Annotated in this window: 22 protein-coding genes; 10 read left to right on the forward strand and 12 right to left on the reverse strand. The window is 59.8% G+C overall.

Annotated elements, in window-relative coordinates:
- Positions 1–147: 147 nt before the first annotated feature.
- On the reverse strand, positions 148–1,365 hold the full coding sequence (locus EAY64_RS11350; RefSeq protein WP_103524880.1) for a DUF1615 domain-containing protein: 1,218 nt from the start codon (positions 1,363–1,365) through the stop codon (positions 148–150).
- A gap of 199 nt (positions 1,366–1,564) precedes the next feature.
- On the opposite strand from EAY64_RS11350, the gene EAY64_RS11355 reads away from it, so the two are divergent.
- Positions 1,565–2,488, forward strand: coding sequence for a 2-hydroxyacid dehydrogenase (locus EAY64_RS11355; RefSeq protein ID WP_103524881.1), 924 nt, complete (start codon positions 1,565–1,567; stop codon positions 2,486–2,488).
- Here the strand turns inward: EAY64_RS11355 and EAY64_RS11360 are convergent.
- Complete coding sequence (locus tag EAY64_RS11360; RefSeq protein WP_103524882.1) at positions 2,482–3,159, reverse strand: peptidoglycan DD-metalloendopeptidase family protein; 678 nt, start codon at positions 3,157–3,159, stop codon at positions 2,482–2,484. The two genes, EAY64_RS11355 and EAY64_RS11360, sit on opposite strands and share 7 nt — an antisense overlap.
- Positions 3,160–3,264: 105 nt before the next feature.
- Here EAY64_RS11360 and EAY64_RS11365 point away from each other — a divergent pair, with 105 nt between their 5' ends.
- Positions 3,265–3,510 (forward strand): CDGSH iron-sulfur domain-containing protein, encoded by a 246-nt coding sequence (locus EAY64_RS11365; RefSeq protein ID WP_103524883.1) that lies wholly within the window; start codon positions 3,265–3,267, stop codon positions 3,508–3,510.
- Positions 3,511–3,573: 63 nt separating this feature from the next.
- Here the strand turns inward: EAY64_RS11365 and ettA are convergent, their stop codons facing one another.
- The 8 genes from ettA to gpmI form a co-directional block, all read right to left on the reverse strand.
- Complete coding sequence (gene ettA, locus EAY64_RS11370) at positions 3,574–5,241, reverse strand: energy-dependent translational throttle protein EttA (protein ID WP_103524884.1); 1,668 nt, start codon at positions 5,239–5,241, stop codon at positions 3,574–3,576.
- 84 nt (positions 5,242–5,325) lie between these two features.
- Positions 5,326–5,805 carry a DUF456 domain-containing protein gene (locus EAY64_RS11375; RefSeq protein WP_103524885.1) on the reverse strand — a complete coding sequence of 160 codons (480 nt, stop codon included), beginning with the start codon at positions 5,803–5,805 and terminating at the stop codon, positions 5,326–5,328.
- Positions 5,806–5,905: 100 nt separating this feature from the next.
- Positions 5,906–7,963, reverse strand: coding sequence for a polyphosphate kinase 1 (gene ppk1, locus EAY64_RS11380; protein ID WP_103524886.1), 2,058 nt, complete (start codon positions 7,961–7,963; stop codon positions 5,906–5,908).
- A gap of 70 nt (positions 7,964–8,033) precedes the next feature.
- Positions 8,034–8,306 (reverse strand): oxidative damage protection protein, encoded by a 273-nt coding sequence (locus EAY64_RS11385; protein WP_059286551.1) that lies wholly within the window; start codon positions 8,304–8,306, stop codon positions 8,034–8,036.
- A gap of 98 nt (positions 8,307–8,404) precedes the next feature.
- Positions 8,405–9,712 (reverse strand): amino-acid N-acetyltransferase, encoded by a 1,308-nt coding sequence (gene argA / locus EAY64_RS11390; protein ID WP_103524887.1) that lies wholly within the window; start codon positions 9,710–9,712, stop codon positions 8,405–8,407.
- A gap of 152 nt (positions 9,713–9,864) precedes the next feature.
- The gene (locus EAY64_RS11395; RefSeq protein ID WP_103524888.1) at positions 9,865–11,283 is read right to left on the reverse strand and encodes a S41 family peptidase; all 1,419 of its coding nucleotides are present in this window, start codon (positions 11,281–11,283) and stop codon (positions 9,865–9,867) included.
- A 47-nt stretch (positions 11,284–11,330) separates the two neighbouring features.
- A complete protein-coding gene (locus EAY64_RS11400) occupies positions 11,331–12,659 on the reverse strand; it encodes a murein hydrolase activator EnvC family protein (RefSeq protein WP_103524889.1) in 1,329 nt (442 codons plus the stop codon).
- Between the two features lie 105 nt (positions 12,660–12,764).
- The gene (gpmI, locus tag EAY64_RS11405; protein WP_103524890.1) at positions 12,765–14,285 is read right to left on the reverse strand and encodes a 2,3-bisphosphoglycerate-independent phosphoglycerate mutase; all 1,521 of its coding nucleotides are present in this window, start codon (positions 14,283–14,285) and stop codon (positions 12,765–12,767) included.
- A gap of 113 nt (positions 14,286–14,398) precedes the next feature.
- On the opposite strand from gpmI, the gene EAY64_RS11410 reads away from it, so the two are divergent.
- The gene (locus tag EAY64_RS11410; protein ID WP_045845528.1) at positions 14,399–14,695 is read left to right on the forward strand and encodes an ArsR/SmtB family transcription factor; all 297 of its coding nucleotides are present in this window, start codon (positions 14,399–14,401) and stop codon (positions 14,693–14,695) included.
- A gap of 36 nt (positions 14,696–14,731) precedes the next feature.
- Here the strand turns inward: EAY64_RS11410 and EAY64_RS11415 are convergent, their stop codons facing one another.
- Both EAY64_RS11415 and xseA read right to left on the reverse strand, forming a co-directional pair.
- On the reverse strand, positions 14,732–15,190 hold the full coding sequence (locus EAY64_RS11415; protein WP_103524891.1) for a DUF4442 domain-containing protein: 459 nt from the start codon (positions 15,188–15,190) through the stop codon (positions 14,732–14,734).
- A gap of 85 nt (positions 15,191–15,275) precedes the next feature.
- Positions 15,276–16,631, reverse strand: coding sequence for an exodeoxyribonuclease VII large subunit (gene xseA, locus EAY64_RS11420; RefSeq protein WP_103524892.1), 1,356 nt, complete (start codon positions 16,629–16,631; stop codon positions 15,276–15,278).
- 382 nt (positions 16,632–17,013) lie between these two features.
- Here xseA and EAY64_RS11425 point away from each other — a divergent pair, with 382 nt between their 5' ends.
- The 7 genes from EAY64_RS11425 (at position 17,014) to trhA (ending at position 21,582) form a co-directional block, all read left to right on the forward strand.
- Positions 17,014–17,637, forward strand: a complete 624-nt coding sequence (locus tag EAY64_RS11425; RefSeq protein WP_103524893.1) for a MotA/TolQ/ExbB proton channel family protein — start codon at positions 17,014–17,016, stop codon at positions 17,635–17,637.
- Positions 17,634–18,053 carry an ExbD/TolR family protein gene (locus tag EAY64_RS11430; protein WP_103524894.1) on the forward strand — a complete coding sequence of 140 codons (420 nt, stop codon included), beginning with the start codon at positions 17,634–17,636 and terminating at the stop codon, positions 18,051–18,053. The genes EAY64_RS11425 and EAY64_RS11430 overlap by 4 nt, the downstream gene beginning before the upstream one ends.
- On the forward strand, positions 18,050–19,081 hold the full coding sequence (lpxK, locus tag EAY64_RS11435; protein WP_103524895.1) for a tetraacyldisaccharide 4'-kinase: 1,032 nt from the start codon (positions 18,050–18,052) through the stop codon (positions 19,079–19,081). Before EAY64_RS11430 ends, lpxK begins: the two co-directional genes overlap by 4 nt.
- Positions 19,071–19,253, forward strand: a complete 183-nt coding sequence (locus tag EAY64_RS11440) for a Trm112 family protein (protein ID WP_103524896.1) — start codon at positions 19,071–19,073, stop codon at positions 19,251–19,253. Before lpxK ends, EAY64_RS11440 begins: the two co-directional genes overlap by 11 nt.
- Positions 19,250–20,011, forward strand: coding sequence for a 3-deoxy-manno-octulosonate cytidylyltransferase (kdsB, locus tag EAY64_RS11445; protein ID WP_103524897.1), 762 nt, complete (start codon positions 19,250–19,252; stop codon positions 20,009–20,011). Before EAY64_RS11440 ends, kdsB begins: the two co-directional genes overlap by 4 nt.
- A gap of 79 nt (positions 20,012–20,090) precedes the next feature.
- Positions 20,091–20,747, forward strand: a complete 657-nt coding sequence (adk, locus tag EAY64_RS11450) for an adenylate kinase (protein ID WP_103524898.1) — start codon at positions 20,091–20,093, stop codon at positions 20,745–20,747.
- A 217-nt stretch (positions 20,748–20,964) separates the two neighbouring features.
- Positions 20,965–21,582, forward strand: a complete 618-nt coding sequence (trhA, locus tag EAY64_RS11455; protein WP_103524899.1) for a PAQR family membrane homeostasis protein TrhA — start codon at positions 20,965–20,967, stop codon at positions 21,580–21,582.
- The last annotated feature ends 21 nt before the right edge of the window (positions 21,583–21,603 follow it).

Genomic DNA, 21,603 nt, shown 5'->3' on the forward strand with positions numbered 1-21,603 from the left:
CCGTGGGGACGCCAGGATTCAAGATCAAGCCCAGTCGCGAGACTGGGCTTTTTCGTTTTCGCTTTTCCTGTTGCAGTATTCCTGCCGTACGCGTTTTCCTTCTTGGTCGGCAAGCAGGCTGTGTGTGGCCTGCTTGCCTGATCATTGCTATTGCCGTGCCATGCAGGCCTGGTAGCGCACATTCACCTTGTCGGCAAACCATTGCGTGGTCAGCTTGCGGCTGATTTTCGGGCTGTGCAGGTCAATTTGCGGTATGCGCTCACGTGGCAGCGGCTTGCCGGCCTGCTTGTCTGCCAGCACAAACAGCTTGCGGTACAGCTCGCTTTGCGCAAAAACACTATTCTTTTCCTGCTGCAGATCCCGTTCGATCTCGCTCTGCGTCATCTCCAGTTTCGTCTTGAGTTCTAGCAGTGCCCGGTAGCTGCTGCCGCTGGCCTGTTTGCCGCTGTAGCTGAGCAAATCACCATCCAGTGCCAGCTTGCGGCCGCTGAGCTGGCTGAGCGCGGCCTGGAAGGCGGCATTGCGGCTGCTGTAGCGCCCGGCATTGAAGTCGGCGAAGCGATAGCGCATGTCCTGATAAGGGGCCGGGTATTGCAGCAGGATGGCGCTGCCAAAATACACGCCGCCACGGCGGGTGAACACCTCGTTGCGGATGCTGCTGCCGGTCTGGTAAGGATAGGGCCAGATCTTGACGTGGGCTTCGGCGAACTCCACGCTCACCTGCATCGGGCCACCCGTGCGGATGGGGTTCTTCATATTCAGCGGCAGCCCCAGCTTGCCGGCTTCAGCCGCCATGTCTTCGAACAGCAGATTCATCTCGCGCTCGGTGCGCAGGCTGTCGATGCGCGTCTTGTAGCTCTTGCCATTAGGCGAGGTTTTCAGCAGGGCGGCTTTGACCACCGGTAGCGGTACCAGGTATTTGTTGGCCCGCTCGCCAATCTTGCCCCAGACGATGGCGGGCAGATTAGGCACGGTCGGGTCGCCTTGCCAGCTGGATTCCTGCTCGATCACCGCGGCGACCGCGCAGAAGTTGTCGGCGCGGTAGGGCAGCTTGAGTGCGGTAAAGGCACTGAGGATGTCGTTGTTCCAGCCCTGGCGATCAGCGATGCCCTGTGGCAGCAGCCGGTTCAACAAGGCGCGTGCCTGGCTGTCTGTCAGCGCTGCTTTGCTGCCGGGCGGAGTGAGCGGGCTGACGGTAACGGGTGTGCTGACCGGCGGAGGTGTGATCACGGCCGTGGCTGCGGGTTCGCTGGCTGCGGCAGGGATGGCGGATGCTGGTACTGGTGCAGGAGGCAGACTGGTCGGTGTGGTGCTGCAGGCGCAAAGCCCGGTCAGCAACGCCAGGCTGAAAAGATGACGGGTCATACGGATCAAGTCCAAAAGGCCAAGCCGTGACCTTAGGCTATCTGCGCCAGCGCGGCAATGGCTGCGGTCTTGCGCCATGGGCAAGCATGCTCCGCTCAGGCAGGAAAATGCTGTTGCTGACTGCACTGTTATTTACAATGCATGTCCAGCCGGTGCAAATACCAGAACCGCAGCCAGTGGCCATGCCAGGGAGAGACCGATGATTTATCTATATAGTGCGCAGGACGGTGAGCGCTATCAGCACTTGCTGCAGCAGGCGCTGCCACAGCACCAGGTATGCTGCTGGCCGCAGCCGGTGGAGGCGGCGCAGGTGAGCTATGGCGTGGTATGGAATCCACCTGCCGGTTTTTTTGCCGGCATGACGCAATTGCAGGCGGTATTCGTGCTGGGGGCTGGTGTGGACCGCATTCTGCGGCGGGATGATCTGGACCCGGCGGTGCCGGTGATCCGGCTGAGTGATGCCGGCATGGCGCAGCAGATGCTGGAATACGTGCTGTACGGTGTGCTGCATGTGCAGCGCCGTATGGACCAGTACCAGCGCCAGCAGCAGCATCGTCAGTGGCAGGCTGTGGCGGCGACGGCTGCCAGCGAGACCCGGATTGGGGTTCTGGGCTTGGGTGAGATCGGCGGCAAGGTGGCACAAGCTTTGGCGGCAATGGGTTATGCCGTGGCTGGCTGGAGCCGGCAGGGGCGGCAGCTGCCGGGCGTGGCTGATTTTGTCGGTGAGCAGGGTTTGCCAGCCTTGCTGGCACGCAGCGATATTCTGGTTAATCTGCTACCGGCTACGGCGGCAACCCGTGGCTTGCTAGGTAGCGAGCTGTTACGGCAGTTACCGCGCGGTGCCGCACTGATCAATGCCGGGCGTGGTGAGCAAGTGGATGAGGCCGCCTTGCTGGGTATGCTGGACAGCGGCCATCTGCGTTTTGCTTTGCTGGATGTGTTTGTGGTGGAGCCGTTGGAAAGCGTGCATCCATTATGGAGCCACCCTGCGGTGCTGCTGACGCCGCATATTGCAGCGATGACGCTGGCCGAGCCTGCAGTGGCGCAGATTGTGGCCAATCTGCAGGCGCTGCAGCAAGGTTTGCCGCCGCAGGGCCTGGTGCTACGGGAACGCGGTTACTGAGCCGGCAGTGCCGACAAGGGATCGATGGCCTTGCCCTGGCGGCGCAGCTCGAAATGCAGCATGTCGCGTGTAGTGCCGGAGCGGCCTAATGTGGCAATTTGCTGCCCGGCTTTGACTGTTTGGCCTTCTTTTACCATTAGCGTCTGATTGTGGGCATAGGCAGTGAGGTAATCATTGCCATGCTTGATGATGAGCAGGTTGCCATAGGCGCGTATGCCCTTGCCGGCATAGGCGACGGTGCCACTGGCGGCTGCGCGTACCGGATCGCCCGCCTTGCCGGCAATGTCTATGCCCTTGTTGCTGCTGCCATTGAACTTGCCAATTACCTGGCCGGTGGCCGGCCATTGCAGTGCGATGGCAGAGACCGCCGGGCGTGCTGGTGTGCTGGGGACCGTTTTGGCGCTAGGTTTGGCCTGGCTTGGACTGCTGGCGGTCTGCTGCGGGCTGACGCGCAGCAATTGGCCGGCATTGATGCTGGAAGGGTCTTTCAGCTGATTCCAGCTCACCAGATTGCCCACGCTCTGACGATGTTTGAGGGCTATGCGGTACAGGGTGTCACCAGGCTGCACCCGGTAGAAACCTGCCGGCGCTGGCGGGTAGTCAGGCAGCGTGCTGCAGGCGCTTATCAGTAGTATCAGCAGCAGGCCGCAGAGGCGTAGAAGGGATTGCATGCGGGCATTTTAGCATTGCCATGCACCACCGGCGGAGTTGGCTGGTTTTCGTGCCGTTTGCCCACTAAGCTGAAAGCCCCGCTGCAGTTTTGAAAGGAGTGCACGATGGCCGATGAACCGTTCTCGCCGCAGAGCTTTCCCTATGCCGTAGAAGTGGAGGCCGGCAAGCATTACTGGTGGTGTGCCTGTGGACAAAGCGACAAGCAGCCGTTCTGCGATGGCAGCCATGCCGGCTCCTGTTTCAGCCCGGTGGAGTATGTGGCCGAGCAAAGCGGGCTGGTGTATTTCTGTGGCTGCAAGCTGAGTGAAGGCAAGCCCTTGTGCGATGGTTCGCACAGCCAGTTGTCCTGAGCTGTTGGTGTAGCTGAATGACAAAACCCCCGCAAGCGGGGGTTTTGTTTTGCTGCAGGCTGATCAGCGGATGATCGGCTTGTAGCGGATACGCTTGGGCTTGGCACCTTCTTCGCCCAGACGCTTTTTCTTGTCGGCTTCGTATTCCTGGTAGTTGCCGTCAAAGAAGGTCCACTGCGATTCGCCTTCCGCCGCCAGGATGTGGGTGGCGATACGGTCGAGGAACCAGCGGTCGTGGGAGATCACGAACACGGTACCGGCGAATTCCAGCAGCGCATCTTCCAGCGCGCGCAAGGTTTCCACGTCCAGGTCATTGGACGGTTCATCCAGCAGCAGCACGTTGCCGCCCTTGAGCAGGGTCTTGGCCAGATGCAGACGGCCACGCTCACCACCGGACAGCATGCCCACCTTCTTCTGCTGGTCGGCACCCTTGAAGTTGAAGCGGCCCAGATACGCGCGGCTGGACATTTCAAAGCGGCCAACCGTCAGGATGTCGGCACCACCGGACACGTCGTCGAATACGGTCTTGTCGTCTTCCAGGCCTTCGCGGCTCTGTTCGACAAAGGCCATCTGCACGGTCTGGCCGATACTCACGGTACCGGAGTCCGGCTGCTCCTTGCCGGCAATCATCTTGAACAGCGTCGATTTACCGGCACCGTTGGGGCCGATGATGCCGACGATGGCACCGGCCGGCGCCTTGAACGACAGGTTGTCGATCAGCAGGCGGTCGCCAAAGCCCTTGGACACGCCGTCGAATTCGATCACTTCATTACCCAGGCGCTCGGCCACCGGGATGAAGATTTCCTGGGTCTCGTTACGCTTCTGGGTTTCGTAGCTGGACAGTTCTTCGAAGCGGGCAATACGTGCCTTGGACTTGGCCTGACGGCCCTTGGGGTTCTGGCGCACCCATTCCAGTTCCTGCTTCATCGCCTTCATGCGGGCGCCTTCGCTCTTGGCTTCCTTCTCCAGGCGCTCTTCCTTCTGCTCCAGCCAGCTGGAGTAGTTGCCCTTCCACGGGATGCCTTCGCCACGGTCCAGTTCCAGAATCCATTCGGCGGCATTGTCGAGGAAGTAGCGGTCGTGAGTCACGGCTACTACGGTGCCGGGGAAGCGCACCAGGAATTGTTCCAGCCACTCAACTGATTCGGCGTCCAGGTGGTTGGTGGGTTCGTCCAGCAGCAGCATGTCCGGCTTGGACAGCAGCAGCTTGCACAGCGCCACGCGGCGCTTTTCACCACCGGACAGCGGGCCGATCTTGGCGTCCCACGGCGGCAGGCGCAGTGCGTCGGCGGCCAGTTCCAGCTGCAGTTGTACATTGTCACCTGCGCCGGCAGAGATAATGGCTTCCAGCTTGGCCTGTTCTTCGGCCAGGGCGTCGAAGTCGGCATCTTCTTCGGCGTAGGCGGCATACACTTCTTCCAGGCGCTTTTGCGCGCCCATCACATCACCCATGCCGCTTTCCACTTCCTCGCGCACGGTCTTTTCCGGGTCCAGCTGCGGTTCCTGCGGCAGGTAGCCGATTTTCACACCCGGCAGATGCTGTACTTCGCCGTCGTATTCCTTGTCCACATTGGCCATGATGCGCAGCACGGTGGATTTACCGGAGCCGTTCAGGCCCAGCAGGCCGATCTTGGCACCGGGGAAGAAGGACAGCGAAATATCCTTGATGATCTGGCGCTTGGGCGGCACCACTTTGCTCACGCGGAGCATAGACATTACATATTGAGCCATGAGGGACCACGCAGAAGGTAATCGTTAATGGGGGGATTCTACCAAAAGCAGGCCGTGCTGGCGTTGCCTGCTTTTGGGACTGCTTTACCAGAACCAGGCCAGGATGGCGGTGGTGAGCATGGCGAAGGCGCAGCCGATCTTGGCGGCAGTGCCGACCAGAAAGCCGGCCAGCGTCCCCAGGCCCACGCGCCCAGCCTGCCAGGCGTCGCGCCGGGCAATGAATTCGCCCACCATGGCGCCGAGCAGTGGCCCGAGAATGACGCCGGCCAGCCCCATGGGCAGGCCGGCAATGCTGCCGATAAAGGCGCCCCACAATGCCTGCTTGCTGGCACCGGTCATCTTGGCGCCCAACAGGCCGGCGAGAAAATCCACGGCAACGCCGCACAGGGTGATCAGCGTCAGGATGGTGAGTGACAGGCTGCCCAGGTGCTGGAAGTCATCGACCCAGCCGATCAGCAGCAAGCCACCCAGCATCAGCGGCAGACCGGGCAGGGCGGGAAACAGGATGCCGGCCATGCCGATGAGGATCAGCAGGCTGGCCAGCAGGGTGAGCAGGATGGTCATGTGGCTTCCTTGTCAGTAGCGGCAACACCATGAGAAAGCGGCCGGGCGACGGAAGTTCCGCCGGCCGGCCGCCGTGTCCTCTGCCTACTGCAGGCTGGCTTTAGCGGGCATATTCTTCCAGCAGCACATTCTGCGCGCAGCGCTCCTTGCCACGGCTGGGGCGACGTTTGTAGCTGCCATCCGGCTGCATGTCCCAGGCGTTGACATTGTCTTCCAGGTACAGGCGCAGCGCTTCCTTGATGATGCGGCGCTTGACCTTGGGGTCGAGGATGGGCGAGCAGGTTTCAATGCGGCGGAACAGGTTGCGGCCCATCCAGTCGGCACTGGCGATGTAAAGATTTTCCTGCTTGTCGTTATAGAAGTAGTAGACGCGCGGATGTTCGAGGAAGCGGCCCACTACCGAGCGCACGGTGATGTTTTCCGACAGGCCCGGTACGCCCGGACGCAGGGCGCACACGCCACGGATGATCAGCTGGATCTTCACCCCGGCCTGGCTGGCACGGTACAGGGCATGAATCACCTGTGGTTCCAGCAGGGCATTCATCTTGGCGATGATCTGCGCCGGACGGCCTTGCTGGGCGTGTTCGATTTCGCGTTCGATGGAGTCAAGCAGCAGGCTGTGCAGGGTAAACGGGCTCTGGTACAGCTGTTTGAGCTGGCTGGCACGGCCCAGACCGGTCAGTTGCACGAAGATGTCGTTCACATCGCTGGCGATGTCTTCGTTGCAGGTGAGCAGGCCCAGATCGGTATAGAAGCGGGCGGTGCGCGGATGGTAGTTGCCGGTGCCCAGATGCACGTAGCGGCGCAGGCGTTTGTCTTCGCGGCGGATCACCATCAGCATCTTGGCATGGACCTTGTAGCCAAACACGCCATACACCACGTGTGCGCCGGCATCTTCCAGATGGCTGGCCCAGCTGATGTTGGCTTCTTCGTCGAAGCGCGCCATCAGTTCCAGTACCACGGTGACCTGCTTGCCGGCACGGGCGGCGGCGATCAGCGATTCCATCAGCACCGAGTCGGTACCGGTGCGGTATACCGTCATCTTGATGGCCACGACCTGCGGGTCGGTGGCAGCCAGATTCAGCATGTCGATGACCGGCTGGAAGCTCTGGAAGGGGTGGTGCAGCAGGATGTCACCCTTGCGGATGGCATCGAACAGCGGCACTTTCTTGTCCAGCTGGTCGGGCAATGAGGGCACGAAGGGCGGGAATTTCAGGTCGGGACGGTCCACCAGATCCGGCACCTGCATCAGGCGTACCAGGTTGACCGGGCCGTTGACACGGTAGACATCCTGCTTTTTCAGGTTGAACTGGGTGAGCAGGAATTCTTCCATGTGCGGCGGGCAGGTATCGGCGATTTCCAGCCGTACCGCATCGCCAAACTGGCGCTGGCGCAATTCGCCTTGCAGGGCGGTGCGCAGGTTTTTCAGGTCTTCGTCTTCCACGGTCAGTTCGCTGTCGCGGGTAACGCGGAACTGGTAGCAGCCCTTGACCGTCATGCCAAGGAACAGCTCGTGCACATGCGAGTGCAGGATGGAGGACAGGAAGACAAAGGTGTGCGGGTGGCCGTTGCACACTTCCGGCGGCACCTTGATCACCCGCGGCAGGATGCGCGGGGCCTGCACGATGGCGATGTCGGACTGGCGGCCAAAGGCATCACGTCCTTCCAGTTCCACCGCGAAGTTGAGCGATTTGTTCAACACCTTGGGGAAGGGGTGGGACGGGTCGAGTCCGATGGGGGTGAGGATGGGCAGCAGCTCGTTGCTGAAGAAATCATGCACCCATTGCTGTTGCAACTCGGTCCATTCGGTACGGCGCAGAAAGATGATGTCTTCCTGGCGCAGCGCCGGAAACAGTACGTCACTCATCACGGCGTATTGCTGGCGCACCAGTTCGTGCGAGGCGGCAGACACCTTGGCCATGATCTGTGCCGGTGTTGAGCCATCGGCCAGAATGCGGCTGGGGGTGAGCTGGGCGGTATCTTTCAGCCAGGCCATGCGCACTTCGAAAAACTCGTCCAGATTGGAGGAGACGATGCACAGGTATTTCAGGCGCTCCAGCAGCGGCAGGCTTGCATCTTCGGCCTGCGCCAGTACTCTGCGGTTGAATTCGATCAGGCCCAGTTCACGGTTGAGCAGCAACTCGTGGGTTTGTGACATACGGTTTCGCGCCAATGATGAGAGAGGTTGAGACAAAAAAGCCCTCGGTCAGGAGGGCTCTGCGTATTGATTACTGCTGCGGCGGCGTGTAGCCGGCCGGTGCATCGGCACCGGCGCCGAAGAAATAGGCTTCCAGCTGCGCTGCCAGGTACTGGCGGGCGCGGGCATCGGCCAGGCTCAGACGGTTTTCGTTGATCAGCATGGTCTGATAACGCAACCAGCCTTGCCAGGCTTCCTTGGAAACACTTTCATACACACGCTTGCCCAGCTCGCCCGGCAACGGGGGGAAGTCGAGACCTTCCGCCTCGCGACCCAGCTTGATGCAATTGACGTTTCTTGCCATTGCGAATCCTTGCAAAAGTTAAACCGAATATACTGCGGTATTGTGTCACAGACATGAAACCCTTCCAACCATGCCGGGGCTGTGGCTGAAGCCGGGTTTTACAGCTGTTTGACGAATATTTTCGAACGGCGCTGATTGTTGTAGAAGGCCTGGCGCGCCAGTGGCAACTGGCCACGGCCGGCTTCGGCGAAACCGCGTTCGACAAACCAGTGTGCGGTCTGGGTGGTCAGTACGAACAAGGCCTTCAAGCCCTGGGTACGCGCCTGGTATTCCACATGCTTGAGCAGGGTTTCGCCAAAGCGGCCTTCGCGCCGCTCGGGTGCCACCGCCAGGCAGGCCAGCTCGGCCATGCCGGCTTCGGGGAAGGCGTGCATGGCCACACAGCCATAAATCTTGCCGTCGTGCTCCAGCACAGAATACTGGGAGATTTCCATTTCCAGGTGTTCACGACTGCGCTTGACCAGAATGCCTTGTTCTTCGAGCGGGCGAATCAGGTTGAGTATGGGGCCGACGTCGTCAATCACGGCGCTGCGGACCTTGACCAGCGAATCGCGGGCAATCATGGTGCCGGTGCCGCCGTTGGTAAACAACTCGGCCAGCAGCGAGCCATCCTCGTGATGGCTGACCAGGTGGGCGCGCGGGATGCCGTCGCGGGTGGCTTTAACGGCATAGGGCAGATAGGCGGTGACATCGCGTTGCAAGTGCCCGGCCTGCAGCAGGTCTTCTGCCTGCTGGGCGGTGAGCGAGCTGACGAACTGTCCCAGTTCATTGGTGACGCCACGGCCTTCGATCACGAAAATCAGTTTTTCCGCTTTCAGCGCCGAGGCCAGCTGGGCTGCCATTTCTTCCATGGTCAGGTTGAAGGCTTCGCCGGTGACCGAATAGCCGACTGGCGACAGCAAGACCAGTTCGCCAGCACTCAGCCGGGTGTTGATGCCATCCACATCGATGCGCCGTACTTGTCCGGTGTATTGCATATCCACGCCATCCAGCACGCCTAGCGGCTGGGCGGTGATGAAATTACCACCGGCCACGCGCAGATGGGCGCCAAACATCGGGGAATTGGGCATGCCCATCGACAGTTGTGCCTCGATACCGTGCCGGGTAACGCCACAGGCCTGCTTGACGATTTCCATGGTGCTGGCATCGGTCACTCGTCGGTCGCGGTGAAACAGCCGGTTCAGGCCAAAGCGCTTGAGCAAGGCTTCGATCTGGGGGCGGATGCCATGTACCAGCACCACGCGCACACCCAGACTGACCAGCAGATTGATATCCTGCGACAGATTGTAAAAACCACCCTCCATCACGGCTTCGCCGCTGATGGCGAGCACGAAGGTTTTACCGCGAAAGGTATTGATGTAAGGGGCGGCTTCACGGAATGAGAGGACAAATTCCCGATTCAGCATTGTTGGATTGGCTCCCGCCAGGTAAGGACTTCAGAAGTGACAAGCCTAGCAGGAATAGGGCGGCATGGGCAGGGCTTTTGCCGCCCGCCAGCTGCCGGGCATAAACGAAAACAGCCACCCTGCATATGGCGGGGTGGCTGTCTGCAGCGCTATCAATTGCCTTGCTTGATCAGGATCTGCTGCACCTTGAGGATGTTCAGGCCCTGCGACAGCTGGTAATCCTGCTTCGGATTGGGTTCGCGCGGATTATCCGGGCTGGCGTCCTTGTCATCCTGCGGCTTGGGCGCTTCTTGCTTGAGCGGAGCGGCCACCGGCGGTTTCGCGGGTTTGCTCGCCTTGGCCGGCGCTTCGTCGCCATTCGGATTGGCCAGATGGTTTTCCAGATCGACTTCGCGTACGCGCAAGGCCTGGTCCGCCGCTGTCACGGTAGCGTCTTCCACCACCACGTCCGGCACAATGCCCTTGGCCTGGATGGAGCGGCCACTTGGCGTGAAGTAGCGGGCGGTCGTCAGCTTGATGCCACCGGCACTGCCCAGCGGCAGGATGGACTGTACCGAGCCCTTGCCGAAGGTCTGGGTCCCCACCAGCACGGCGCGCTTGTGATCCTGCAGCGCACCGGCCACGATTTCCGAGGCCGAGGCTGAGCCGCCGTTGACCAGCACCACCAGCGGCACCTTGTGGGTTTCCTGCGGCAGTACTGACAGCGGATCAGGCATGCCCGGGCGGCCGTAGTTCTGCGGCGAGGCGGTCAGTTTCATCTTGGCATCGGCGGTGCGGCCTTCGGTGTAGACCACCAGCGCATCCTTGGGCAGGAAGGCGGCAGATACGCCAACGGCGCTGGTCAGCAGGCCACCGGGGTCATCACGCAGATCAAGCACCAGGCCCTTGAGCGGCTGCTTGTTCTGCTTGGTCATGCTGGCGACGGCTTCGGCCAGGTTCTCGGTGGTGTGTTCCTGGAACTGGGTGATGCGGACATAGCCGTAGCCCGGTTCCAGCAGCTTGAACTTGACGCTCTTGGTCTTGATGATGGCGCGGTTGAGGGTGAAGACCAGCGGTTTGGTTTCACTCTTGCGGGCAATGGTCAGTGTGACCTTGGTGCCCGGTTTGCCACGCATGCGCTTGACCGCATCGTTCAGCGACAGGCCGCGTACCGGGGTGTCGTCGATCTTGATGATGAGGTCGCCACTCTTGATGCCGGCCTTTTGTGCCGGGGTGTCTTCAATCGGCGAAACGACTTTTACCAAGCCGTCTTCGGCGCCGATTTCAATGCCCAGACCACCGAATTCGCCCTGGGTGCCTTCACGCAATTCCTTGAAAGCGTCGGCATCCATGTAGTCGGAATGCGGGTCCAGCCCGCTGAGCATGCCCTTGATGGCCTCGGTGATCAGCTTCTTGTCATCGACCGGATCAACATAATCCTGCTTGATGCGGCCGAATACTTCGGCAAAGGTACGCAATTCGTTCAGCGGCAGCGCCGTGGGCGTGGGTTCCTTGCCGGCGAAAGCCTGCACACTGAGGGTAAGGGCGCCGCCGGCCAGAGCGCCGGCCGCGAGCCAGGCAATTTTTTTCATGCGATGACTAGTCATATTGTGTGTTGGTCTCCGATACCGCGGGTGGCTTAGCGTACCCAGGTTTGCGGGTTGAGAGGTCGTCCCATATGCCGGATTTCAAAGTACAGGCCGGATTCGCCGCTGTCCAGTGCGCCTGTGTTGCCGAGTGTTTCACCGGCTTTGACCGAACTGCCCACGCTCTTGCCGATGGAGGACAGGCCGGTATACACCGTGAGGTAATTGCCGCCGTGGTCAATGATCACGGCGTTGCCGAATCCGCGCAGCGCATCAGCATACACTACGTTGCCGTCGGCGACCGCATGCACGGCCTGGCCTGGTGCCGTTTTGATGAACAGCCCCTTCCAGGAGGTACCCTCGCTACGGGCGCTGCCAAAGCGGCCGGCCAGTACGCCGGATACCGGCATTTTCATGCGGCCTTGCAGGCTGGTGAAAGCTTTGCCGGCAGCGCTGTTGTCTGCCACATCGTCCACGGGTTTTTCCTGTGGAACCGGCACGGTTTTCTTGGCCACTTCCGGTACCGGCTTGCCTTGCTTGCGGGCGCTTTCAGCCAGCTTGCGGCGGCGTTCGTTTTCTTTCTTGGCCGCAATGGCGGCGGCTTGTCTGGCCTTGCGTTCTTCAGCCGCCTTGCGGGCGGCTTCCTTGCGGCGGCGTTCGATTTCCTGATTGATCTGGGCAATCAGGTTGGTCAGCCGCTTTTCATCCTCTTGCAGCTTGCCCAGGCGACTTTGCCCTGCCTGGATTTCTCCGGACAGCTTGTTCAACTGGGCCAGTTTGTTGGTCTTGCTATTGAGCAGGGCGTTTTTTTCCCGGCTCTTATGATTCGACAAAGCATCCAGACGGGCCAGCTCCTGCTCCAGCTGATAGGTGAGTGCTTCCAGTTCGTGCTGGTGGGTAATCAGCTGCGCCACCATCTGCTGCTGGGCTTTGGCAATGTGCTGGTAATACACCATGTCGCGCGAGGTCTGGTTGGGATCATCGGCATTCAGCATCAGCTTCATGGCGTCGTGATCGCCATTTTTGTACTGCCTGGCCAGCATCTGCGCGACATGCTGGCGGGTGGTGGCCAGTTTGTTTGCGGTGTCTTGTACCTGCTTGCGCAGTTCGGCCAGTTGTTGTGCCGAATTGCTTTGCTTGTTTTCCAGTGTGGCAATCACCTGGCTGGTCTTGGCGATGGCCTGTTCCGACTCCTGAATGGCCGATTTGGCTTCCTGCTGTACCACCTGCTTCTGGGCGAGGTCCTTTTTCAGGCTGTCGATTTCCTTGCGCACCGATTGCAGATTCTGCTGTTGCGGTGCGGTGGACAGGGGAGGAGAGGCAGTCGATGTCGCGGCCTGGGCCGCGCCGGCCAGCAGGGCGAACAGCAGTATCGGTTTCATTCCATTATCGCTTCGGATTAAGCCTGTGGCCTGCATGATAACAGGCGAATGCGGGGGATGGTGCCGGAGAGACCGCCGGTCTGCATGGCAGACCGGCGCAGTGACTTACTGGAAGTCGATCAGCGAACGGCCGGTCATTTCTTCCGGCTGGGGCAGGCCCATCATGGCCAGCAGCGACGGCGAGATGTCTCGCAGTGCGCCACCTTCCTTGATCGTGGCTTTGCGGCCGATGTAGAGGAAGGGCACCTTGTCCAGCGTGTGCTGGGTGTGCGGCTGGTGATGCACAGAGTCGAACATCTGCTCGCAGTTCCCGTGATCAGCGGTGATCAGTACTTCGCCACCGGCGGCACGCATGGCATCCACGCAGCGTTTGATGCAGCCATCCAGTGCTTCGACGGCTTTCACAGCCGCATCGAACTTGCCGGTATGGCCCACCATGTCGCCATTGGCATAATTGCAGATGATGGCCTGGTATTTGCCCGAGGCAATGGCTTCCACGATGTGATCGGTCACCTGGGCTGCGTTCATTTCCGGCTGCAAGTCGTAGGTGGCTACCTTGGGGGAAGGGACCAGAATGCGGTCTTCACCGGGATAAACCTGCTCTTCACCGCCGTTGAAGAAATAAGTGACGTGCGGGTACTTTTCGGTTTCGGCAATACGCAGCTGTTTCAGCCCTTGTGCGGCAAGGTATTCACCCAGGCCATTGCTGATTTTCTGTGGCGCATAGGCCACCGGGTTGCTGTAGGCCTCGCCATAGGAGGTGAGGGTGGAGAACAGGCCAAGCTTTGGCTGGCGTGCGGCAAAACCGTTGAAGGCCGGATCAGTCAGTGCGGTGGTGAGCTGGCGGGCGCGGTCGGCGCGGAAGTTCATGAATACCGCAACATCGCCATCCTGCATCTTGACCGGGGCGCCAATGCCTGTGGCGGCAACGAATTCGTCATTCTCGTCACGCGCATAGGCAGCAGCCAGCGCTTGCAGGCCGCTGTCGGCATGGTACAGACCTTCACCCTCCACCAGCAGGCGATAGGCAGGCTCCACCCGCTCCCAGCGCTTGTCGCGATCCATCGCCCAGTAGCGACCGGTAACCGATACCAGACGGGCTGCCGGGCAGTCAGCCAGCACTTCATCCAGGCGCTTGAGATAGGTTTCTGCACTGCGCGGCGGGGTGTCGCGGCCATCCAGGAAGGCATGCACATAAATCTTGCTGACACCTGCGGCCTGGGCGGCGCGGATCAGGGCGAAAATGTGATTTTCGTGGCTATGTACACCGCCATCGGATAACAGACCCATCACGTGCAAGGCCGAAGTTTTTGCTTGCTGGATGGCTTGTTGCAGGACGGGATTCTGGTCGAAACGGTTTTCCTCGATATCGCAGTCGATGCGGCTGATGTCTTGTTGGACAATCCGACCGGCGCCGATGTTGAGATGGCCGACTTCCGAGTTGCCAAACTGTCCTTTGGGCAGGCCGACAAAGCCTTCGGAGGCATCGATTACGCCGTAGGGAAAAGCCTGTTTCAGTGCGTTCCAGGTGGGGGTGTTGGCATGCAGGATGGCGTTGTCGTCGCCTTCCAGTCGGTGTCCGAAGCCGTCGAGGATGAGGAGTAATACCGGTGTGATAGCTGTCATGATGTCCACAATCAGAATATTAGAAATTCTTGATGGTATTGGTTTTTTTAGATAGTATTGTACCGTAGTCAAACCAATATAAATACGCATTGCAATCTACTTAGGAGCAGAGCTTGCTGTTCAACGATGACCAGATCGAACAGTCCTCGAGGGCGATGAAGGCCATGTCGCATCCCTTGCGGCTGAAGATCATTTCGGTACTGGGCGACCAGGAAGTCAGTGTGCAGGATATTGTGGAGCAGGTAGGCACCTCGCAGAGCAATATTTCCCAGCATCTGGCCATCATGCGTGACAAAGGTGTGCTGCGTACGCGCAAGGATGCCAACCGGGTGTATTACCGTGTTGGCGACATTCGCACACTGGAAGTACTGAAGATGATGCGTGAAGTATTCTGCGGTTTTGTCGACTGAACCTTAGGTCGGGCAACACCAAGCAAAAAAGGCCGCTTAGCGGCCTTTTTTACGTCTCACATACAGGGTTTTGTGGACGGTAGCGACGATATCGCCAGCCTGGTCGAGGATGTCAACCTGTAACTCCGGCAGGTATTTCTCGCCGCTGGCGGTACGCAGGCGGATGTCCTGCAGTTGAGTTTCGTTCAGCCGGAAGCGGGCGCTGACCACCCCGGTGCCTGGCTTGTGATATTCGATGGAGCCAGCCTTGTCCCACACCACATAATCCGGACCGAGCGACTGTATCAGCATCAGCATGAAAAACGGGTCTGTCATCGAATACAGGCTGCCGCCGAAGTGCACGCCGACATAATTGCGATTGGTCAGGCCCAGCCGCAGGCGTACATCCACTTGTTTCCAGTCGGAGGCAATGTGGCAGACCTTGATGCCGGCTCCCAGAAAGGGCGGCCACAGGTTGATGATGGTCTTGATCAGGCGCGGCGAAGGTTTCAACATGATTGCATTCAAACGGTTGTTTGATTTGCATGCTCGGCAAAAAGCAGAGCCATGTCAAGCCATCATCCAATCGCCGCGGCTGTTCTCAGAATGGCAATTCCGGCTGCGCACCTTGCGGATGATCGATGATGGCTTCAGTGATTCCTTCGGCCAGACGGAGCAGTACTCTCTCCTGATTCAACAACTCCTGCGGCGATTTGACTGCCTGTCCATCGCGCTTTTGCACAATGGCATAACCACGGCTGAGCACCGCTTCCGGACTCATCGCTTCGAGTGTGGCGCGGTGTTGCTGCAGCAATTGCTGCTGGCGGTGCAGCGTCTGGCTGACTCCACGTTGCAGACGTTCGGCCAGCTGGGCAAGGTGCTGCTGCTGCTGAGTAAGCTGGGGCTGGTGTCGCTGCATGCGGCTGCTGGCTAGTTGCAGCGCCCAGCGTCGGCGCGAGAACAGGGCGTCCAGCCCGCGCTGCAGGCGGTCGCCGGCCTGGCTCAGGGCCTGGGACTGGCGGCGTAGTTTGTCGCCAGGATGCGCCAGGCGGCGGGCGAGGTAGTCCAGTCGCTGCGACTTATCAGTGAGCAGCCGGGACAAGGCGCGCTCCAGGCCGCGCTTGCCTTGCTCCAGTTGCAGACGCAGTTGTTCCTGATTGGGAGAAACCAGCTCGGCAGCGGCCGTAGGGGTCGGGGCCCGACGGTCGGCGACAAAGTCAGCGATAGTGAAATCGGTTTCGTGGCCGACACCGCTGACCGTGGGAATGGTGCAGGCGGCCAGGGCGCGGGCAACGATCTCTTCGTTGAATGACCACAAGTCTTCGATGCTGCCACCTCCCCGGCAGACAATCAGCACTTCTACTTCCTGCCGGGTCGAGGCTTGCTGGATGGCGGCGGCAATTTGCCGGGCGGCTGTTTCCCCCTGCACCTGTGCCGGGTAGAGGATGACTGGAATGCCGGGCATGCGCCGCGCCAGGGTGGTGACGACATCGCGCAGTGCCGCGGCTGCCGGGGAGGTGACGATGCCGATGGCGCGTGGGTGCGCTGGCAAGGCACGCTTGCGGGCCTGCTCGAACAAGCCCTCGGCATTCAGCTTGGCCTTGAGTTTTTCAAAGGCTTCATACAGGCGGCCCAATCCGGCCGAGCGCATGGTGTCGACATTGATCTGGAAGTCGCCACGGGCTTCGTACAGGGTGACCAGGCCTTTGAGTTCCACCTGCATGCCTTCTGCCAGGCGGAAGGGTAGCAGGCTCAGCTTGTGGCGGAACATGACGCAGCGGATCTGGGCGCCACCATCCTTGAGCGAGAAATAGGCATGACCGGAAGCGGCCAGGGTCAGATTGGATATTTCACCGCCGATCCACATGGGGGGCAGGCCGGATTCAAGCAGGTCACGCGCCATGCGGTTAAGCGAGGAGACGCTGATAACATCGTTGGCCGAGGTATTGAAATTCATGGTTGTCAAGTCATCCACAGCAAGAATACCGTTTTTTGTCGTCTGTAAATTGTCGGACAATGCTTTTGGCTGGTGGTATGTTGCTTTGATTAAATTCTTTTAAAAACAGTAACTTGTGTATTTTGTTCAAATTGCGTGCAGCCTGATGAAAGCGCCGTGCCAGCAGGATATGAGCGGTCTGTTCACAAGCTTATCAACAAAGTTATCCACAGCATCTGTGGATGCGGCCAAATTTCCCTTAGAAAATCGACTCTTAGCGAATTTCCTTACATTGGTTTGGGAAATGTCTTTTTTTATTGGCGGCAAGTCTCTGCCTACGGTTGCCGAGAACCCCGGCAACCGCTAAAGTTTAGCGTTTAGCTAAAGCTTTGGAGAATGTTTCGTGTGGTCAATCATTGAAGCGGCCGGTTGGCCGATCTGGACCATCATTCTGGCCTCGGTCATTTCGCTGGCCATCATCTTCGAGCGGCTGTTCAGTTTGCGCGCGTCGCTGATCGTACCGGATGGCCTGCTGGCGCAGACTGTAACCGAATATCGTCGGGTTGGCGCCTCGGCCGACCTGCTGCAATTACTCAACAACCATTCACCGCTGGGCAAGCTGTTCGCTGCTGGCCTGCGTAATGTCAGCGTCAGCCGCGAGGTGATGAAAGATGCCATCGAGGACGAAGGCCGCGTGGTGGCGCATCAACTGGAACGCTTCCTGAATACGCTGGGCACCATCGCTGCCATGGCCCCCTTGCTGGGCCTGCTGGGCACGGTGATCGGCATGATCGAGATTTTTGGTTCGCAGGCTCCTGGCGGTTCATCCAATCCGCAGCAACTGGCACATGGTATTTCCATTGCACTGTACAACACGGCTTTTGGCTTGATTGTGGCGATTCCCAGCATGATGTTCTATCGCCATTTCCGCGCCCGGGTGGATGGCTTGCTGGTGGAGATGGAATCCCAGGCGGTGAAACTGGTGGAAGTACTGCATGGCGAACGCCAGAACGGTAGCAAGCCATGAATTTTCGTCGCGGCCGGCACCGCGAGGAGCCGGAAATCAATTTCATCCCGATGATTGACCTGCTGTTGGTGATCCTGATTTTCCTGATGGTCACCACCACCTATTCCAAATTCGCCGAGCTTAAGATCAATCTGCCCAGTGCCCAGGCCGAAACCAGTCAGCCTGCGGCTAGCGAAATTACCGTGGCTGTGGCCGCATCCGGTGAGATGGAAGTGGCCGGACACAAGCTGGCGGCCGGTGACAAGTCGGCCTTGCAGGCACAGTTGCGTGATGCGGCTGCCGGCAAGAAAGACCCGGTGGTCATCATCAATGCGGATGCCAAGGCAACCCATCAGTCGGTGGTGAGCGTGATGGAGGCGGCACGTGCTGCAGGCCTGACCCAGCTGACTTTCGCCACGCAAAACACTTCGCCGTGAGTCGTCTCAGCCAACGTATCGAACGCCACTGGTATCAAGCTGCATGGTGGCTGACAGCCCTTCTGGCTCCGCTGGAAGGGCTGTTTGCACTGGTGTCCGCGCTGCGGCGCATGGCTTATCGCTTGCGGCTGCTACGCAGCCATCAGCTGGCGGTGCCGGTGGTGGTGATCGGCAATATCAATGTGGGTGGCGTCGGCAAAACACCGCTGACGCTGAGCTTGCTGGCTGCCTTGCAAGCCCGGGGCGTGCGCGTGGGGGTGGTCAGCCGTGGTTATGGCGGCACGCACCAGCAGCCAACCCTGGTGAGTGCGGACTGTAGCCCGCAGCTGGTGGGGGACGAACCTCTGCTACTGGCCGCCAGTGGTGCTCCGGTGGCGGTGGGGCGAGACCGGGTGGCCGCCGGCGAACTGCTCTTGCGTGTTCATCCCGATTTGCAGCTGATCCTGACCGATGACGGCCTGCAGCACTACCGGCTGGCGCGTACGCTGGAAGTGGTGGTGCTGGATGGCGGACGCGGTCTGGGTAATGGCCATCTGTTGCCGGCTGGCCCGCTGCGCGAACCGGCCTCCCGTCTTGCCAGCGTGGACGCTGTGGTAGTGAATGGCGTCGCTTCATCCCTGCCGCTGCCCGCTGCGTTACCCTGCTTTCAGATGCAGCTGAGTGCGGAGCACCTGGTGTCACTGGCTGATCCGACACGGAGTCGCAGTGTGGTGGATTTCGCAGCCGAGCCGGTGCTGGCACTGGCGGGTATCGGTCACCCCGAGCGTTTTTTCAACACCTTGCGCGGCTTGGGATTTTCTTTGCAGCACTGCCTGAGCTTTCCCGATCATCACGCTTTCAGCGCAGCGGATTTGCCGGCGGGCGACAGCCCCATCATCGTCACCAGCAAAGATGCGGTGAAATTGCGGCGGGTGATTCATGATGCGGCGCAGCGTGCTAGACTATGGGTCTTGCCGGTTACGGCACAGCTGACGCCGGATCTGGCGAGCTGGCTACTTTCCCGATTGAAGATAAGACATGGACGCTAAATTTCTGGACATCCTGGTGTGCCCGCTGTGCAAGGGCCCGCTGGTATTCGACAAGGCCCAGCAGGAACTGATCTGCAAGGGCGATCGTCTGGCTTTTCCGGTGCGGGACGGCATCCCGATGATGCTGGAAACCGAAGCGCGCGAACTGCCGCCGGAAGAAGAAGTAAAATGAGCGGTTTTGCCGTCGTCATTCCAGCGCGCATGGCCTCTAGCCGTTTGCCGGGCAAGCCGCTGGCTGATCTGGCCGGCAAGCCCATGGTGGTGCGGGTGGCCGAGCAGGCCGCAAAAAGTGCGGCCAGCCAGGTAGTGGTGGCGACCGATCATGCCGAAATCATGCAGGCCTGCGCTGCGCATGGCATTGCCACGGTGATGACGCGTGTAGATCACGCCAGCGGCACCGACCGCCTGGCGGAAGTTGCCCAGCAGATGCAGTGGGATGCCGCGCAGATCGTGGTGAATGTACAGGGCGACGAGCCCTTGATTGATCCGGCACTGATCGACCGTCTGGCCACACTGATGGCCGAGACCAAGGTGCCGATGGCCACCGTGGCCCACCCCTTCCATGCTGCACAAGACATGTTCAATCCCAATGTGGTCAAGGTTGTGCTGGACCACGCTGGGCGGGCCCTGTATTTCAGCCGGGCGCCCATTCCCTATGCCCGTGACGCGTTTGCACACGATACAAGCGTCTTGCCAGCCGACCTACCGGTCTTGCGGCACATCGGCATGTATGCCTACCAGGCAGGCTTTTTGCAGACCTACAGCTCATTGATCCCGGCACCGCTGGAGCAGTTCGAAGCACTGGAACAGCTGCGCGTGCTATGGCATGGCTACCCCATCATGGTGGCCACGGTGAGCGAAGCACCCGCAGCCGGCGTGGATACGCCGGAAGATCTGGAACGGGTGCGTGCCGTACTGGCCGGGCGCTGAGCGCCGGGCAAGGCCGCAGCAGAAGACGGCCGATGAACACCAAACACAATAAACGACATACAAACTGACGGGAGTAATTATGCGATTGATTCTGTTGGGCGCTCCGGGCGCTGGCAAGGGCACTCAGGCCAACTATATTCGTGAACAGTTCGGCATTCCGCAGATTTCCACTGGCGACATGCTGCGTGCGGCGGTCAAGGCCGGTACCCCGCTGGGCCTGGAAGCCAAAGCCATCATGGATGCCGGCGGCCTGGTGCGCGACGACATCATCATTGGCCTGGTGAAAGAACGTATCGCTCAGGACGACTGTGCCAACGGTTTTCTGTTCGACGGTTTTCCGCGTACCATTCCGCAAGCTGAAGCCATGATCGCTGCCGGCGTGGATATCGACTACGTGGTCGAGATCGATGTGCCGGATGCGGCCATCGTCGAGCGTATGGCTGGCCGTCGTGTGCACGTGGCCTCCGGTCGTACCTACCACATCACCTTCAATCCGCCGAAAGTGGCTGGTAAGGATGACGAGACCGGTGAAGACCTGATCCAGCGTGATGACGACCACGAAGAAACCGTGAAAAAGCGTCTGGCGGTCTATCACGAGCAAACCGAAGTGCTGGTGGGCTTCTATGGCGAACGCGCTGCCAGCGGCGATGCCAAGGCTCCCAAGTACGTCAAGATCGATGGTACCCAGCCGGTAGATGTGGTGCGCGGCAATGTATTGAAGGCGCTGGGCGCCTGAGCTGCAGATTGAGCTGTTGATGAAACAAAGCGGGCTGCGGCCCGCTTTGTTGTTGCTGTCGCAGCATTTTCGCCTTGCCCGAGCTTGTATTGCAATGAATTGACGCTATCTTGCTGGTATACATTGGAACTGTGATGGTGTTTTGCTTGCCCAAGCTTGTCCCGGATGACCGCTGTGGTTTTGCCGGATGCCCAGCCGGGCAAGAGAAAGAGGTGTTATGTATTACGGAGAGCGCTTCAACGGGATTTCCCACCTGGTGGGCACCGTGCTGGCCATTACCGGGCTGATCAGCCTGGTGTATGTGGCGGCCGAGCAGGGCGATCCCTGGAAAATTGTCAGCTTCAGCCTGTACGGTTCTACCTTGGTGCTGCTGTATCTGATTTCCACGCTGTATCACAGCGCCAGAGGGCGGGCCAAGGCCATTTTGCAGAAGTGCGACCATTCGGCCATCTATTTGCTGATTGCCGGCAGTTATACGCCGTATTGCCTGGTCACCTTGCGCGGAGCCTGGGGCTGGACACTGTTCGGTCTGAGCTGGGGTCTGGCCATTTTCGGCATTATCCAGGAGTTGACGCTGGGACGGCGCACCCGCTTGCTGTCGATGATTTTGTATGTGGTGATGGGCTGGCTGGTGGTGATTGCCATGCAGCCGCTGATTGCCGCCATGTCCTGGGGTGGCTTGTTCTGGCTGGCTCTGGGCGGTTTGATTTACAGCGTGGGGATTTACTGGTTTCTCAATGACGAGAAAATCCGTCATGGTCACGGCATCTGGCACTTGTTTGTGCTGGGGGGCAGCATCTGCCAGTTTGTCAGCGTGATGTTCTACGTGGCCTGATCACGGATCAGCTGACCATGA

The organism is Aquitalea palustris (assembly GCF_003693445.1).
Lineage (GTDB): Bacteria > Pseudomonadota > Gammaproteobacteria > Burkholderiales > Chromobacteriaceae > Aquitalea > Aquitalea palustris.